We start from the raw sequence: 15,518 nt of genomic DNA, 5'->3' as shown, positions 1-15,518 counted from the left end.
TGTAGCCGCTGCCGAGCTTGCGAGGCTGCGATCGGTCTAGGCGGCATTCCAACGTAGCGGCCGCAAAGTCTGCAACCGTGCTCTTTCAGGCAAACCACATGGGGCGGCTTTGCGAGGACTGCGTCCTCGATCGCAGCCTCGCAAGCTCGGCAGCGGCTACAGGGTCAGACGCGGAACGCCTGCACCGCCGTGTGCAGTTGGCCGCCCAGGGCCAGCAGGTTCTCGCCTTGTTCGCGGCCTTCGCCGATGCGTTGCAGGTTATCCCCACCCAATTGATGGATGCGCTCGCTGTGGTCGCGGATTTCGCTGACGGCGCCGCTTTGCTGGGCCGTGACATCGGCGATGCGGATGGCGGTGTCGGAGATGGTCTGGATCGCCCCGACGATTTCATCCAGCGCACCGTCGGCGGCCTGGGCCTGGCTGGCGGTGGCTTCGGCATGTTCGACCTGGGCGCGCATGCCCTCCACCGATTGCCGGGCGGCGGCCTGCAGGCCGGCGATCAGGGTCTGGATCTCGGCGGTGGCGCCAGCGGTGCGTTGCGCCAGGGAGCGCACTTCCTCGGCGACCACGGCAAAGCCGCGACCCATTTCCCCGGCCCGCGCGGCTTCGATGGCGGCGTTCAGGGCCAGCAGGTTGGTCTGGTCGGCAATGGAGCGGATCACTGTGAGCACGCCGCTGATGGTCGCTGATTCCTCGGCCAGCTGTTCGATCATCTGCGCGTTGCCCTGCACTTCGCCGACCAGGGCATGCAGCCCGGTCAGGCTCAGGCCGATCACTTTCTGCCCCTGTTCCACCGCCAGCCCGGCGCTGCGGCTGGCATCGGCGGCCTGGCTGGCATCGCCGGCGACTTGCTGGATGGTCGCTTCCAGCTCGCCCAGGGCGTCACGGATCTGCGCGGTATCCCCGGCCTGGCGCTCGGCGCCGCCGTGCAGGCCGCTGCTCAGGTCCGCCAGGGCGCGGCTGCTGCCGGCGACCTGTTCGGCGTTCTGCCGGATGGTGCCCACCAGGTCCACCAGGTAGGCACGCAGACGGTTCAGGGACTCTTCGATATCGTGCAGTTCGCGGTTGGTCCGGCCCAGCTGGATGTCGCGGCTGAAGTCGCCTTCGGCCCAGGTCGACAGGGCCGGCGCCAGGTTGGTCAGGACCCGCGCCAGCCGGCGCTGCAAGGTATCGATAAGCAGGGCGATCAGCAGGATCAGGCCGATCATCAGACCCTGCATCAGCCGTACTTCGCCCTGGATCTGCCCATGCTGGGCGCGCACCACCGGCTCAAGTTCGGCGATGGCCTGCTGCACGGCGGTGATTTTCAGGTGGGTGGCGGCGCTGAGGTCGGCGCGTTTCTGGATCTGCTCGCGGGTGCGGTTCAGCTCGGCGGGGTAACGACCGAGCAGGCTGTTGAGTTCGCGCTTGAGGCCGATGCCGGCGTCTTCGGCGGCGGCTTTCTCGGTGTTCTCCAGGCCCATCATGGCGGCGAAGTCATCGGTATTCGACTCGTTGCTGGCCGCGACACCCAGCAAGGGCAGGGCGTCCAGCTGCTCGGCCTGGGCGCGCATGTTGCTCACTTCGCGCTCGACGTCGGCGGCCAGCTCGCTGCGGCCGCTGCTCACCAGTTTTTCCCGGGCCAGGGACAGCTTGCCCAGGTGCTGGGAGGCGCTCAGCAGCAGCGGCAGGTAGGTCGCGGCGCTTGGATTGCTGGCGGCTCCGGTGGCGTATTGGCTCAATTGTTCGAGGCTGGCCCCCAGCTCGCGCTCGGCCTGTAGCAGCAGCGCCTGTGGATCGCCGGCCAGTTTGCCGGCGGCCAGCAGGTCGGTCTTGCTGAATTCGGCCAGGCCCGAAAGGCTCGGGCGCAGGCTTTGCGCCAGTTCCGCGGGCAGTTCGCCGAGCTGGGCCTGCAGGGTTTCGATGGCCTGGCTGGCGCTGCTCAGGCGCAGGGCGTCGCCGCTGGCCAGGTAGTCGTCGATGTTGCGCGCCGCCTGGTTCTGGAACTGCTGGGACAAGCCCAGGTAGCGTTCCATCAATAGATAGGGGCGTTCGAGGGCGCGTTGCGACCACCAGAGCGTGGCGCCCAGGGCCAGGCAAACGGCAACTAATAGCAGGGTATTGAGATTGGTCAGCAGCTTCAGGCGCATCGCGTTCTACCAACGACTTGAATGGTAAGCGCCTGAATTTATTGCGTTTGTATTACAGGGTTATGACCGAATCGGTGGGTTCCGGTGAAAAAGTGGCGCTTTGATGGCGCGCCGCCTGGACGCGGTTTCGTCCGCTGTCCTTGGCGCGATAGAGCGCTTCGTCGGCCTGGCTGGCCATCATCAGGCTGTCGGAATCTTCCCGCAGTTCGACCACCCCGGCGCTGAAGGTGCACCACAGGTCCTGCGGCTGGGCCGGGTAGTGGATCTCGGCAAAGCGCTGGCGGATTTCATCCAGCACCTTGCAGGCGGCTTCCAGGTCGGTGTCGGGCATGACGATGGCGAACTCTTCGCCGCCGTAGCGGCCGATGAAGTCGGTCTTGCGCAGGCGCTGCTTGAGAAACAGCGCCAGGCTCTTGATCACCCGGTCGCCCATGGGGTGGCCGTGGCTGTCGTTGACCCGCTTGAAGTGGTCGATGTCGAGCATGGCGAAGCTCAGCGGCTTGTTCTCGCGGCGCGCGCGGAAGCTGCAGTCTTCCAGCAGTTGCAGGATATGGGTGTGGTTGTACAGCCCGGTCAGGCTGTCGCGCACCATGCGCGCCTTGAGGTTGCGCGCGCGGGCGGCGCGGTTGCGCACGGTGGTGATCAGGTGGCGCGGCTTGATCGGCTTGGTCAGGAAGTCGTCGCCGCCTTCGCTCATGGCGTCCAGCTGCTTGTCCAGGTCGTCTTCGGCCGACAGGTAGATGATCGGCACGCTGACATAACGGTCGTTATGGCGGATTACCTTGGCCAGTTCGGTGCCGGTACAGGCTGGCATGTACATGTCGAGAATGATCAGGTCCGGCTGGAAGTCGGCCAGTTCGGCCATCGCCTGGATCGGCTCGATCAGGGTCCGGGTGATGATCCCGGCGCTGTTGAGCAGGCGTTCGGTGTGCAGGGCCTGGGCGCGGGAGTCGTCGATGATCAGCACTTTATAGGGTTCGTACTGGGCGACGCAGGTGAGGATTTCGATCTTCTCCAGCAGGCTCGAAGCCTCCAGGGTACCGGTGAGGAACTCCTGGCCGCCGGCGCGCACGGCGGCCAGGCGGGTCGGGGTGTCGGTTTCGTGGAGGCTGAAGAACAGCAGGGGCAGCTTCTGCTCCAGGCCTTCCTGGGCTTCGGCGGCCAGTTGCAGGCCCATGCCGTTGCCGCAGAAATCGACGTCGATGACGATCGCCGCGGGCAGACGCTCGATCATCGAGGCGCGAAACGCGGCGATACTGTCCAGGGACTGGGCGCTAAGGCCGAAGAATTCCAGCTGCTTGGCCAGGCGCTCCCCGCGATCGTGATCTTGCAGCATCACGTAGATCGGCTTGCGCAGGGGCGGCAGGAAGGTCTGTTCCAACTGGTCGCCATGGCGCAGGCCGGTGCGCGACAGGCGTTGCATCAGGCGGTTGAGGTCGGTGATCAGGCCGCTGCTCAGGCGCCCGCGGTTGGCGTCCACCGCTTCCAGCGAATCGCTGATGCTGCGCGCCAGTTGGGTATGTTCGGGTTGCTCGAAGCGTTCGGCGAAACGCAGCAGGCGCAGGTTGGCCTCGCTGAGTTCGGACATGTCGGCGGTCGACCATTCGCTGCGCTGCAGGCGCTGCCATATCTCGAGGATCTGACGAGCCTGGTGAATTACCCGCTGGGCAAAGTGGTGCTTGAGGCGCTCACGGCTGGGGTCTTCTGGCTCGGTCATATCCTGACTACTAGTTAGGGTGCATGCTGAGATCGACTGGTGGCTCTATGCTAGCACCTCTTATGGATTGTACGAGTGTCGTACGTCAACAATCTGCAAAGCGACCTTATTCAGTTCCCGACCGACTGGTCGCATAGGTTCTGAACTGTGCTTCATTTATAGTGGCCGCTCGATATGCACCCGGCATGTGGCGTCTTGCGCGGTGGATGATTTTTAATCCGCTCGGTTCGAGGCACGATGGAGCAGGGTTGTGGTCGAACCGATGAACCCAAGTGATTGAAAGGATATAGCCATGCTGGACTGGAAGAACCGCGCGGGCAGCGCGCCGGATCGTGCTGCCGAACCCAAGTCGGCGACACGCAGCTACTTTGGTGGCCTGCTGTTCAGCCGCGCCCTGGGCACCCTGCTGGCCCTGTACCTGCTGGTGGCCGGTGCCCTGGGCTGGTACTGGAGCCAGGAACCGTCGCTGTTCCCGGTCCAGCAAGGCGCGCAGGTTGCCGCCGAGAAGGAAGGCAAGCAGATGGTCGTGGGCTACACCACGGTGGAAACCCTCAAGACCGTGGCCGGCACCCTGCTGAACAAGCCGGGTGGCTATATCTCCAACGACCGTTTCCCGCCGGGCCTGTGGATGGACAACATGCCGAGCTGGGAATACGGCGTGCTGGTGCAGGTCCGCGACCTGACCCGCGCCTTGCGCAAGGACTTCGCCCGCTCCCAGTCGCAGTCCGCCGAGGACGCCGACCTGGCCAAGGCCGAGCCACGCTTCAACTTCGACAACAAGAGCTGGGTGCTGCCGTCCAGCGAGTCCGAGTACCAGGAAGGCATCAACTCCCTGAGCCGCTACCAGGCACGCCTGTCCGACCCGGAGCAGAAGAGCGCGCTGTTCTATGCCCGTGCCGACAACCTGAACAACTGGCTGGGTGACGTCGGGACCCGCCTGGGTTCGCTGTCCCAGCGCCTGTCGGCCAGCGTCGGCCGGGTCAAGCTCAACACCGCGCTGAAAACCGAAGTCCCGGCGCCGGGCCAGTCGCCGCAGGTCGACGAAGAGGTGGTGGAAACCCCTTGGATGCAGATCGACAACGTGTTCTACGAGGCTCGCGGCCAGGCCTGGGCCCTGTCGCACCTGCTGCGCGCCATCGAGGTCGACTTCGCCGACGTACTGGCCAAGAAGAACGCCACCGTCAGCGTGCGTCAGATCATCCGTGAACTGGAGGCGTCCCAGGAAACGCTGTGGAGCCCGATGATTCTCAACGGCAGCGGCTTTGGCGTGCTGGCTAACCACTCGCTGGTCATGGCCAACTATATTTCCCGGGCCAACGCGGCGGTCATCGACTTGCGTCAATTGCTCAACCAGGGTTGATTCATGGTGGTTACCTCCAATGAGGCCGCGCATCGCGCGGCCTCCGATGCCGAACAAGTCGCCTGGGTCGATGGCGAAGACCAGTTGCTGGGCGCGCTGGCCCGCTCGGAGTTGCGCGAGCGTGGCCTGATCGGGCGCGGCACCTATATCCTGCTGTTCAATTCCGCCGGTGAGCTGTGCGTGCATCGGCGCACCCTGAGCAAGGCCCTCTACCCCGGTTACTGGGACGTGGCCGCGGGCGGCATGGTGCTGGCCGTCGAAAGCTACGCCGAGTCGGCGGCCCGTGAGCTGGAGGAAGAACTGGGGGTGAGCGGGGTGGAGTTGACCGCCCACGACCACTTCTTTTTCGAAGACACCGGCAATCGCCTCTGGTGTTCGGCCTTTTCGGCGGTATGGGACGGGCCTTTGCGTCTGCAGCCGGAAGAGGTGCTGGAAGCGCGCTTCATTTCGATCGACGAAGTGATGCGGGAAATCGCCGAAAAGCCCTATTGCCCGGACTCCCTGGCGGCCTTGCAGCGCTATCTGGCGCGGCGTCGTTAAAGTTGTATAAATTGGCGCGCTTAGGCTCTTAGCAAGTCGGCTTTTTGCCGTTACACTGCGCGACCTTTTTCAAGCTGAGCCGGCGCTGCCTTTACAAGCGCGGTCGGTCCAGTAGCGCTGCCCCTGCCTGAGTGGGGCTTCGCGGTCGATGGCACAGGCCATGTGCTTCGACCAGTCTTTGTCCTCCCAAGAGGATTGCCGGTGGCCAAAAAAGCCGCATCCTTCGCCGCCCTTGGTGGCCTGGTATTTTCCACCGACGCAGGTCGACATTGCCCGGACTGTAGCCAGCCGGTGGCAGCCTGCATCTGCAAACAAACCGTTATCCCTGCCGGCGACGGCATCGCTCGCGTGCGCCGCGAAAGCAAGGGCCGCGGCGGCAAGACGGTGACCACCATCACCGGCGTGCCGTTGGCCGAAGACGCGCTCAAGGAGCTGGCGACCACGTTGAAGAAACGTTGTGGCACAGGTGGCGCGTTGAAAGACGGCGTCATCGAGATCCAGGGCGATCATGTCGAGCTACTCTTGGCAGAGCTGATCAAGCACGGTTTCAAGGCGAAGAAGTCCGGCGGCTAGCAGCCTCTGTGAAAACCACCCCCGACTTGATGCAGCCCTGATCGATTCAGGTTTGCCGTCGTCTTCATGGTTTTCACAGAGCCTGTTCATGACCGGTTTCTAAACTCAGCGCTGTAACCGAGGTCTACGTCCTCGTTGCAGGCTAATCGTCATTTTCATTCTTTAGACTGCGCCAGCCCCGGACCGGGGTGGCGCTCTATGACTTCTTTATAGGGGACTTCGATGTCCGTACGACGCACACGCAAAGACGATGGCAGCCAATGGACAGTTGCGGACAGCCGCAGTGTTTATGGGATTCGCCATTGGGGGGCCGGGTATTTCGCGATCAATGACGCCGGTCGCGTCGAAGTTCGTCCGAACGGCCCGAACAGTTCGCCTATCGACCTGTTCGAACAAGTCGAGGAGCTGCGCAAGAGCGGCTTGTCCCTGCCGCTGCTGGTGCGCTTCCCGGATATCCTGCAGGACCGCGTGCGCCAGCTGACCGGTGCCTTCGACGCCAACATCGAGCGCCTGGAATACCAGAGCAAGTACACCGCGCTGTACCCGATCAAGGTCAACCAGCAGGAAGCGGTGATCGAGAACATCATCGCCACCCAGAACGTCTCCATCGGCCTGGAAGCCGGCTCCAAGCCCGAGCTGCTGGCGGTGCTGGCGCTGGCGCCGAAAGGCGGGACCATCGTCTGCAACGGTTACAAGGACCGTGAGTTCATCCGCCTGGCGCTGATGGGCCAGAAGCTGGGCCACAACGTGTTCATCGTGATCGAGAAGGAGTCCGAAGTCGCCCTGGTGATCGAAGAGGCCGCCACGCTCAAGGTCAAGCCGCAGGTCGGCCTGCGTGTGCGCCTGTCGTCCCTGGCATCGAGCAAGTGGGCCGACACCGGCGGCGAGAAATCCAAGTTCGGCCTGTCGGCGGCGCAGCTGCTGTCGGTGGTCGAGCGTTTCCGCAGCGCCGGCCTGGACCAGGGCATCCGCCTGCTGCACTTCCACATGGGTTCGCAGATCGCCAACCTGGCGGACTACCAGCACGGTTTCAAGGAAGCCATCCGTTACTACGGCGAGCTGCGCAACCTCGGCCTGCCGGTGGATCACATCGACGTCGGCGGCGGCCTGGGCGTGGACTACGACGGTACTCACTCGCGCAACGCCAGTTCGATCAACTACGACATGGACGACTACGCCGGTGTCGTGGTCGGCATGCTCAAGGAATTCTGCGACGCGCAAAGCCTGCCGCATCCGCACATCTTCTCCGAGAGCGGTCGTTCGCTGACCGCGCACCACGCCATGTTGGTGGTGCAGGTGACCGACGTCGAGAAACACAACGACGACGTGCCGCTGATCGAGAACAAGGAAAGCCTGCCGGAAACCGTGCAATGGCTGGTCGACCTGCTGGGCCCGACCGACATCGAGATGGTCACCGAAACCTACTGGCGCGCCACCCACTACATGAGCGACGTGGCCGCCCAGTACGCCGACGGCAAGCTGACCCTGGCCGAAAAAGCCCTGGCCGAGCAGTGCTACTTCGCCGTGTGCCGGCGCCTGCACAACTCGCTGAAGGCGCGCCAGCGCTCGCACCGCCAGGTGCTGGACGAACTCAACGACAAGCTGGCCGACAAGTACATCTGCAACTTCTCGGTGTTCCAGAGCCTGCCGGACACCTGGGCCATCGACCAGGTCCTGCCGATCATCCCGCTGCATCGCCTGGACGAAGAGCCGCTGCGCCGCGCGGTGCTGCAAGACCTGACCTGCGACTCCGACGGCAAGATCAACCAGTACGTCGACGAGCAGAGCATCGAGACCAGCCTGCCGGTGCATGGTTTGAAAGAGGGTGAGGACTATCTGCTGGGCGTGTTCCTGGTCGGTGCCTACCAGGAGATCCTCGGCGACATGCACAACCTGTTCGGCGATACCGACTCGGTGAACATCTACCAGAACCCGAACGGCACCGTGTACCACGCCGGCATCGAGACCCACGACACCATCGAAGACATGCTGCGCTACGTGCACTTGTCGCCGGAAGAGCTGATGACGCACTACCGCGACAAGGTGGCCAGCGCGAAGATCAGCGCCAGCGAGCGTACCCAGTTCCTCGACGCCCTGCGTCTGGGCCTGACCCGCTCGTCGTACCTGTCTTCCTGATAGGTCGACCGTTCGAAAAAAACCACCGCTTGCGGTGGTTTTTTTATGCTCGCCGGAAGGCTCAGCGGGCCGGAGCGAACCAGCCGTCGTGCCGGCGCAGCCCCAGGGCGAAGGCCAGCAGGGTCAGGCTGCGCACCAGCATGAACAGCAGGAAGGTCAGCCACAGGCCGTGGTTGCCCAGGCCCTGCAAGGCCCAGGCGCAGGGCAGGGTGATAAGCACGCTGAGCAGCATGCCGTTGCGCATTTCCCGGGCGCGGGTGGCGCCGATGAACAACCCATCCAGCAGGTAGCTCCAGACCGCGATCAGCGGCAGGGCGGCGAGGTAAGGCAGGTAGATGAAGGCGGTCTGGCGCACTTCGGCGATATCGGTCTGCATCTCGATGAACAGGTGCCCGGCACACAGGAACAGCACGGCAAAGCCGATGCTGGCCAGCAGCGACCAGCCGCCGGCCACCACCAGTGAGCGGCGCAGGGCCAGGCGATCGCGGGCGCCGATGGCGTGGCCGCACAGGGCTTCCACCGCATGGGCCAGGCCGTCCAGGGCGTGGGCGGTCAGCAGCAGGCCGTTGAGCAGCAGGGCGTTGGCGGCCACGGTGGCGTCCCCCAGGCGCGCGCCTTGCACGGTGATCAGGAAGAACACCGATTGCAGGGCCAGGCTGCGAATGAAGATGTCGCGGTTGACCGCCAGCAGCGGTCGCCAGCTGGCCCAGCGCTGCAGCGCCGCCCAGGCAATCCGCCCCGGATAGGCGCGCAGGGCCGGGCGGGTCATGGCCAGGCCGATCAGCGCGCCGGTCCATTCGGCGATCACCGAGGCCCTGGCCGAGCCGGCCACGCCCCAGTCCAGGCCCAGCACGAACCACAGGTTGAGGGCGATGTTGATCAGGTTGGTGCTCAGCAGGATCGCCAGCGGTGCGCGGGCGTTCTGGGTGCCGAGGAACCAGCCGACCAGGGCCATGCTGGCCAGCGCCGCCGGCAGCCCGAGCAGGCGGGTATGGAAGAAGGTCCGGGTCATCTCGTCCAGCTCGGCCGAAGGCTGCATCAACTGCAAGGCCGCGCCGCTCAGCGGCACGCCTATGGCGCTCAGCAGCAGGGCCAGCCCCATGGCCAGCAGCAGGCCTTGCACCAGGATCTGCCGCAGCGCCGCACCGTCGGCGCGCCCGGCGGCCTGGGCGGCAAAGCCGGTGGCGCCCATGCGCAGAAAACCCATGGCCCAGGCCAGAAAGGTATAGAGGCTGGCGCCGACCGCCACCGCGCCGAGCTGGTGGGCGTGAGGCAAATGGCCGATGACGGTGCTGTCGACCAGCGCCACCAGCGGCACGGAAATATTGGAAAGAATCATCGGCGCGGCCAGCGCCCACACCCGACCATGGGTCGGACGGTGGCGCCAGGCAGAAATCAGGCTGGACATGCAGGCTCCTTGCGAGAGCCGGCATTGTAGCTGCTTGCCCGGCCGGCCATGCCACCCCAATCACGCCGCAAATCCTGTAGGAGCGAAGCTTGCTCGCGATTGGCGTCGGCATGTTCACTCATGTTCTTCCGGGTCTGCTCAGGCAGCGCAAGCGCCGCTTCGCGGCTGATCGCGAGCAAGCTTCGCTCCTACAAAGAAGCTGCGGGTGATGGGCCCTCTATCGATCAATGTGCGCTGCGCCACAGCCAGCCGGACGGCGGTGAGATATAGTTCAACCCTTCGATACTCCTGCCTATGAGTGCCCCATGCTTAACAAAGGATTGTTCCTGGCCTGTGCGCTGGCCTTGCTGAGCGCTTGCGATTCCTCGACCTCCGACAAGGCGGCGACCACTTCGGCTCCGACAGCGGCGGTGCCCGCGGCCAAGGCTCGGCCCGTGCAGGATGTCGCTGTCCTCAAGCAACGCTACGCCGGTCGCGAGTTGAGCGTGGTGGACGTGTCCGAGGTGCAGCTCGACGGGGCCAGCACCCTGTCGGTGAGTTTCTCGGTGCCCCTGGACCCGCAGCAGAAGTTCGCCGACAAGCTGCATCTGGTGGACAGCAAGAGCGGCAAGGTCGACGGCGCCTGGGAGCTGTCGGACAACTTCATGGAACTGCGCCTGCGGCACCTGGAGCCGCAGCGCAAACTGGTGCTGACCGTCGACGCCGGGCTGCGCGGAGTGAACGACGCGACCCTGGCCGCCGAATACGTCAGCCGCCTGGAAACCCGCGACCTGCAAGCCACGGTTGGTTTCGCCAGCCGCGGCACCCTGTTGCCGACCCGTCTCGCCGAGGGCCTGCCGGTGATCGCGCTGAACGTCGACAAGGTCGATGTCGAATTCTTCCGCATCAAGCCTGAGTCGCTGCCGGTGTTCCTCGCCCAGTGGGGGCGCAATAACAGCCTGCACAGTTACGAGTCCCGCGAACTGCTGCCGATGGCCGACCTGGTGTATGGCGGCCGCTTCGACCTCAACCCGGCGCGCAATACCCGGGAAACCCTGCTGCTGCCGATCGCCGGGCTCAAGCCGCTGCAACAGCCGGGCGTGTATCTGGCGGTGATGCGCGCCTCGGGCACCTACAACTATTCGCAACCGGCGACCCTGTTCACCCTCAGCGACATCGGCCTGTCGGTGCACCGTTACCAGAACCGCCTGGATGTCTTTACCCAGGCCCTGGAAGGCGGCAAGGCGCTGGACGGCGTCAGCCTGGAACTGCTGGACGGCGAAGGTCGCGTGCTCGGCCAGGGCAAGACCGAGAAGGGTGGCCATGCAGAGCTGCCGCTGCCGAAGAAAGCCGAAGTGCTGCTGGCCCACCAGGGCGAGCAGACCAGCCTGCTGCGCTTGAACGGCGCCGCCCTGGACCTGGCCGAATTCAATATCGGCGGCCCACAGCCCCATCCGTTGCAGTTCTTCGTGTTCGGCCCCCGCGACCTGTATCGCCCGGGCGAAACCGTGCTGCTCAACGCGCTGCTGCGGGACAAGGATGGCAATGCGGTCAAGCCGCAGCCGGTAAGCGTCGAAGTGCGCCGGCCGGATGAGCAGGTCAGCCGCAAGTTCGTTTGGGACGCCGATGCCTCGGGGCTTTATCAGTACCAGCTGCAACTGGCCGGCGAAGCGCCGACCGGGCGCTGGCAGCTGGTGTTCGACCTCGGCGACGGCAAGCCGCAGCTCTACGAATTTCTCGTGGAAGATTTCCTGCCCGAGCGCCTGGCGCTGGAACTCAAGGGCAGCGACACACCGCTCAAGCCGGACGAGACCGTCGAGATCAGCGTCAACGGTCGTTACCTGTATGGCGCCCCGGCCGCCGGTAATCGCCTGAGCGGCCAGCTTTACGTGCGGCCGCTGCGCGAGGCGGTCAAGGCCTTGCCGGGCTACCAGTTCGGCTCGATCACCGAAGAAGAGCTGAGCCAGGACCTGGAGATCGAGGAGTCGACGCTGGATGAAAACGGCGAAGAAGTGATCGCCCTGGAAAGCAAATGGGCCGGGGCCCGTTCGCCGCTGCAACTGATCGTCCAGGGCAGCCTGCAGGAATCGGGCGGTCGCCCGATCACCCGGCGGGTGGTGCTGCCGGTGTGGCCGGCGGACCGGTTGCCGGGGCTGCGGGCGCTGTTCGACGGCACGGAAACCGACGGCGATGGCCCGGTCGAATTCGAACTGCTGGTGGCCAACAACGAAGGCCAGAAGCTGGCCGCCGACAACCTCAAGGTGCGCCTGGTGCGCGAGCGCCGCGACTACTACTGGAACTACTCGGAAAGCGACGGCTGGAGTTATCACTTCAACGAGAAATTCCTCACCCAGGACGAACAGACCCTGAGCATCAAGGCTGGCGATACCGCGAAGGTCAGCTTCCCGGTGGAGTGGGGCCCTTATCGCGTCGAGGTCGAGGATCCGCAGACCGGGCTGGTCAGCAGCCTGCGTTTCTGGGCCGGCTACCGTTCCCAGGACAACGCCGAAGGCGGCGCGGTGCGCCCCGACCAGGTCAAGCTGGCGCTGGACAAACCGCTGTATGGCGACGGCGACACCGCCAACGTCACGGTGACCCCGCCGGCCGCCGGCAAGGGTTACCTGCTGGTGGAGTCCAGTGACGGCCCGTTGTGGTGGCAGGAAATCGACGTGCCGGCCGAGGGCAAGAGCTTCGCGGTCAAGCTCGATCCGAAGTGGGCGCGCCACGACCTGTACGTCAGCGCGCTGGTCATCCGCCCCGGCGAGCGCAAGGCCAACATCACCCCGAAACGCGCGGTAGGTGTATTGCACCTGCCGCTGGATCGCACCCAGCGCAAGCTCGGCCTGACCCTGACGGCACCGGAAAAAATGCGCCCCAAGCAGCCGCTCAAGGTGAAGATCCAGGCGAAGAACGCCGATGGCAGCGTGCCGAAAGAGGCTCATGTGCTGCTGGCGGCGGTGGACGTGGGCATCCTCAACATCACCGAATACCCGACCCCGGACCCGTACTCCAGCCTGTTCGGGCGCAAGGCCTATGGCGCCGACCAGCTGGATATCTACGGGCAGTTGATCGAGGCCGGCCAGGGCCGCCTGGCCAGCCTGGCCTTCGGTGGTGACGCGGCGCTGGCCAAGGGCGGCAAGCGTCCGGACACCAGCGTCACCATCGTCGCCCTGCAAAGCGCACCGGTGACCCTCAACGAGCAGGGTGAAGGCGAAGTCAGCGTCGACATTCCCGACTTCAACGGCGAACTGCGCCTGATGGCCCAGGCCTGGACTGACGAGCGCTACGGCATGGCCGAAGGCAAGACGGTGGTCGCCGCGCCGCTGATCGCCGAGCTGTCGGCGCCGCGTTTCCTCGCCGGCGGCGACCAGACCACCCTGGCGCTGGACCTGTCCAACCTCTCGGGCAAGGCGCAGAAACTCGATGTGCAACTGAGCGCCGAAGGGCAGCTGGCGCTGGTCAACGAAACCCATCAGAGCGTGCAACTGACCCAGGGCCAGCGCACCACGCTGCGTATCCCGGTGCGGGCGCTGGGTGGCTTCGGCCAGGGCAAGGTCAAGGTGCTGGTCAATGGCCTGGATCTTCCCGGCGAGAGCCTGCCGCCGTTCAGCCGCGAATGGACCCTGGGGGTGCGACCGGCCTATCCGGCGTTGCTCAGGCATTACCGCGCGGTGCTCAAGGATCAGCCGTGGAGCCTGCCGGAAGGCGAGCTGGCGGCGTTCGAACCGGCCGGGCGCGAAGCGCTGCTGAGCCTGTCGAGCCGGCCACCGCTGAACCTCGGCGAGCAGATCCGCGCACTCAAGGCCTACCCCTACGGCTGCCTGGAGCAGACCACCAGCGGCTTGTACCCGGCGCTGTACGCCGATGCCGTCAGCCTGAAACGCCTGGGCCTGGAAGGCGAGCCGGATGCCGAGCGCAAGCGCAAGATCGAGCTGGGCATCGAACGCCTGCTGGGCATGCAGCGCTACAACGGCAGCTTCGGCCTGTGGGGCGCGGACGGCGAAGAGGAATACTGGCTGACCGCCTACGTCACCGACTTCCTGCTGCGGGCCCGCGACCAGGGCTTCGCGGTGCCGGCCGAGGCGCTGAAGAAGGCCAACGAACGCCTGCTGCGTTACCTGCAGGAGCGCAACCTGATCGAGGTCAACTACAGCGAAAACGCTGAGCACACGCGCTTTGCCGTGCAGGCCTACGCCGGGCTGGTGCTGGCGCGCAGTCAACAGGCGCCGCTGGGCGCGCTGCGCAGCCTGTTCGAACGGCGCACCGATGCCCGCTCCGGCCTGCCGCTGGTGCAGTTGGCCATCGCCCTGCAGAAAATGGGCGACCAGCCACGGGCCGAGCAGGCCTTGACCGCCGGCCTTGCGGCCTCGCGCAACAGCAAGGACTGGCTGGCCGACTATGGCAGCCCGCTAAGGGATCAGGCGCTGATCCTGGCGCTGCTGGAAGAGAACGACCTGGCCAAGGGCAAGCGCGAGGAGCGGCTGTTCGAGCTGTCCGACCAACTGGCGGCCAGCCCGTACCTGTCGACCCAGGAGCGCAACTCGCTGTTCCTCGCCGGTCGTGGCCTGCTGGGCAAGCCGGAAGCCAACTGGACCGCGCAACTGAGCAGCGGCGCCGAAAGCCGCGAGCTGAACAACGGCCAGCCGGGCCTGAAACTGCAAGGCGCATTGTTGGCGTCGCCGTTGTCGGTGCGCAATCAGGGCAGCGAACCGGTGTACCAGCAACTGACCATTTCCGGTTATCCACAGCATGCGCCGCTGGCCGGTGGCGAGAACCTGAGCATTCGTCGCGAATACCTGGGAATGAACGGCCAGCCGCTGGACCTGCGGGCCCTGGGCAGCGGCGACCTGGTGCTGGTGCACTTGGCGGTCAGCGCCAAGCAGCGGGTGCCGGATGCGCTGGTAGTGGACCTGCTGCCGGCCGGCCTGGAGCTGGAAAACCAGAACCTGGCGCAGAGCGCCGCCAGCCTGGAAAACGCCAGCAGCCAGGTCAAGGAATGGCGTGAGTCGATGCAGAACGCCAGCCTCAAGCACCAGGAGTTCCGCGATGACCGCTACGTGGCGGCGCTGAACCTGGACGGCTACGACAGCGTCACGCACCTGCTGTACCTGGCACGCGCGGTCACGCCCGGCACCTACCGTGTGCCGCCGCCGCAAGTGGAGTCGATGTACCGGCCGAACTGGCAGGCCGTGGGGGAAACCCTGCCGGAGATGGTGATCAAGGGGCGTTGAGAGGGGGATTGCGGCAGGCTCGTTCCTCATGCAGGAGCGAGCTTGCTCGCGATACGACCGCATAGCGGTCGACTATCGGTCAGTGCACCACCCAGCTCAGCAGCCACAACCCCAGCAGCAGCCAGATGATGCCCATGACGATCGAGGCGCGCATGAAGGCGCGGACCGCCGAGTACAGCAGCATCAGCCCGACGATCAGGGTGATGATGCTGATGATCGAAGTGTCCATGCCCAGCGCCCGCGACAAGCCGTCGATAAAGTTGCCGCCGGCGTTCGTCAGGGCGTTGAACAGACCGCTGAGGCCATCGACGATAAACCGTATGACCGAGCCCAGCGCCTGGCCGAGCCATTCAAAGAAGCTTTCTACCTGCATGCGTGCATCCTGATGAAAAAGTTGGCGTGCTTGCCAGACCTGAGCCTTTGGCCATCAATCGCGCTGGCGAGT

The 15,518-nt window shown here is 65.2% G+C and carries 10 protein-coding genes; 5 read left to right on the top strand and 5 right to left on the bottom strand.

Annotated elements, in window-relative coordinates; translation table 11 throughout:
• Positions 1-164: 164 nt before the first annotated feature.
• Positions 165-1,208 carry a methyl-accepting chemotaxis protein gene (locus tag NRG23_RS32850; protein WP_373922260.1) on the bottom strand — a complete coding sequence of 348 codons (1,044 nt, stop codon included), beginning with the start codon at positions 1,206-1,208 and terminating at the stop codon, positions 165-167.
• A 973-nt stretch (positions 1,209-2,181) separates the two neighbouring features.
• On the bottom strand, positions 2,182-3,846 hold the full coding sequence (locus NRG23_RS15925) for a PleD family two-component system response regulator (RefSeq protein ID WP_257375049.1): 1,665 nt from the start codon (positions 3,844-3,846) through the stop codon (positions 2,182-2,184).
• A 292-nt stretch (positions 3,847-4,138) separates the two neighbouring features.
• On the opposite strand from NRG23_RS15925, the gene NRG23_RS15920 reads away from it, so the two are divergent.
• From NRG23_RS15920 to speA, 4 genes are all read left to right on the top strand, one after another.
• Complete coding sequence (locus tag NRG23_RS15920) at positions 4,139-5,206, top strand: DUF2333 family protein (RefSeq protein ID WP_009046777.1); 1,068 nt, start codon at positions 4,139-4,141, stop codon at positions 5,204-5,206.
• A gap of 3 nt (positions 5,207-5,209) precedes the next feature.
• The gene (locus NRG23_RS15915) at positions 5,210-5,746 is read left to right on the top strand and encodes an NUDIX hydrolase (protein ID WP_028681586.1); all 537 of its coding nucleotides are present in this window, start codon (positions 5,210-5,212) and stop codon (positions 5,744-5,746) included.
• Positions 5,747-5,947: 201 nt separating this feature from the next.
• Positions 5,948-6,319, top strand: coding sequence for a translation initiation factor Sui1 (locus tag NRG23_RS15910; RefSeq protein WP_007921638.1), 372 nt, complete (start codon positions 5,948-5,950; stop codon positions 6,317-6,319).
• 222 nt (positions 6,320-6,541) lie between these two features.
• Entirely contained in the window at positions 6,542-8,455 is a 1,914-nt protein-coding gene (speA, locus tag NRG23_RS15905; protein ID WP_009046779.1) for an arginine decarboxylase, read from the top strand.
• Positions 8,456-8,516: 61 nt separating this feature from the next.
• Here the strand turns inward: speA and NRG23_RS15900 are convergent, their stop codons facing one another.
• Both NRG23_RS15900 and NRG23_RS15895 read right to left on the bottom strand, forming a co-directional pair.
• Positions 8,517-9,863: an MATE family efflux transporter gene (locus NRG23_RS15900; RefSeq protein ID WP_257375048.1), complete on the bottom strand. Its 1,347-nt coding sequence runs from the start codon at positions 9,861-9,863 to the stop codon at positions 8,517-8,519.
• The gene (locus NRG23_RS15895) at positions 9,851-10,042 is read right to left on the bottom strand and encodes a hypothetical protein (protein WP_138984938.1); all 192 of its coding nucleotides are present in this window, start codon (positions 10,040-10,042) and stop codon (positions 9,851-9,853) included. Before NRG23_RS15895 ends, NRG23_RS15900 begins: the two co-directional genes overlap by 13 nt.
• A 126-nt stretch (positions 10,043-10,168) precedes the next feature.
• On the opposite strand from NRG23_RS15895, the gene NRG23_RS15890 reads away from it, so the two are divergent.
• Positions 10,169-15,073 carry an alpha-2-macroglobulin gene (locus NRG23_RS15890; protein WP_257375047.1) on the top strand — a complete coding sequence of 1,635 codons (4,905 nt, stop codon included), beginning with the start codon at positions 10,169-10,171 and terminating at the stop codon, positions 15,071-15,073.
• A gap of 79 nt (positions 15,074-15,152) precedes the next feature.
• On the opposite strand, the gene NRG23_RS15885 is transcribed toward NRG23_RS15890, so the two are convergent.
• Complete coding sequence (locus NRG23_RS15885) at positions 15,153-15,446, bottom strand: hypothetical protein (protein WP_007921634.1); 294 nt, start codon at positions 15,444-15,446, stop codon at positions 15,153-15,155.
• Between the last annotated feature and the right edge of the window lie 72 nt (positions 15,447-15,518).

Source organism: Pseudomonas sp. T8, assembly GCF_024610635.1.
Taxonomy (GTDB): domain Bacteria; phylum Pseudomonadota; class Gammaproteobacteria; order Pseudomonadales; family Pseudomonadaceae; genus Aquipseudomonas; species Aquipseudomonas chlororaphis_I.
The sequence above is the reverse complement of the archived record's forward strand: the minus strand, read 5'-3'. Positions and strand labels throughout refer to the sequence as shown.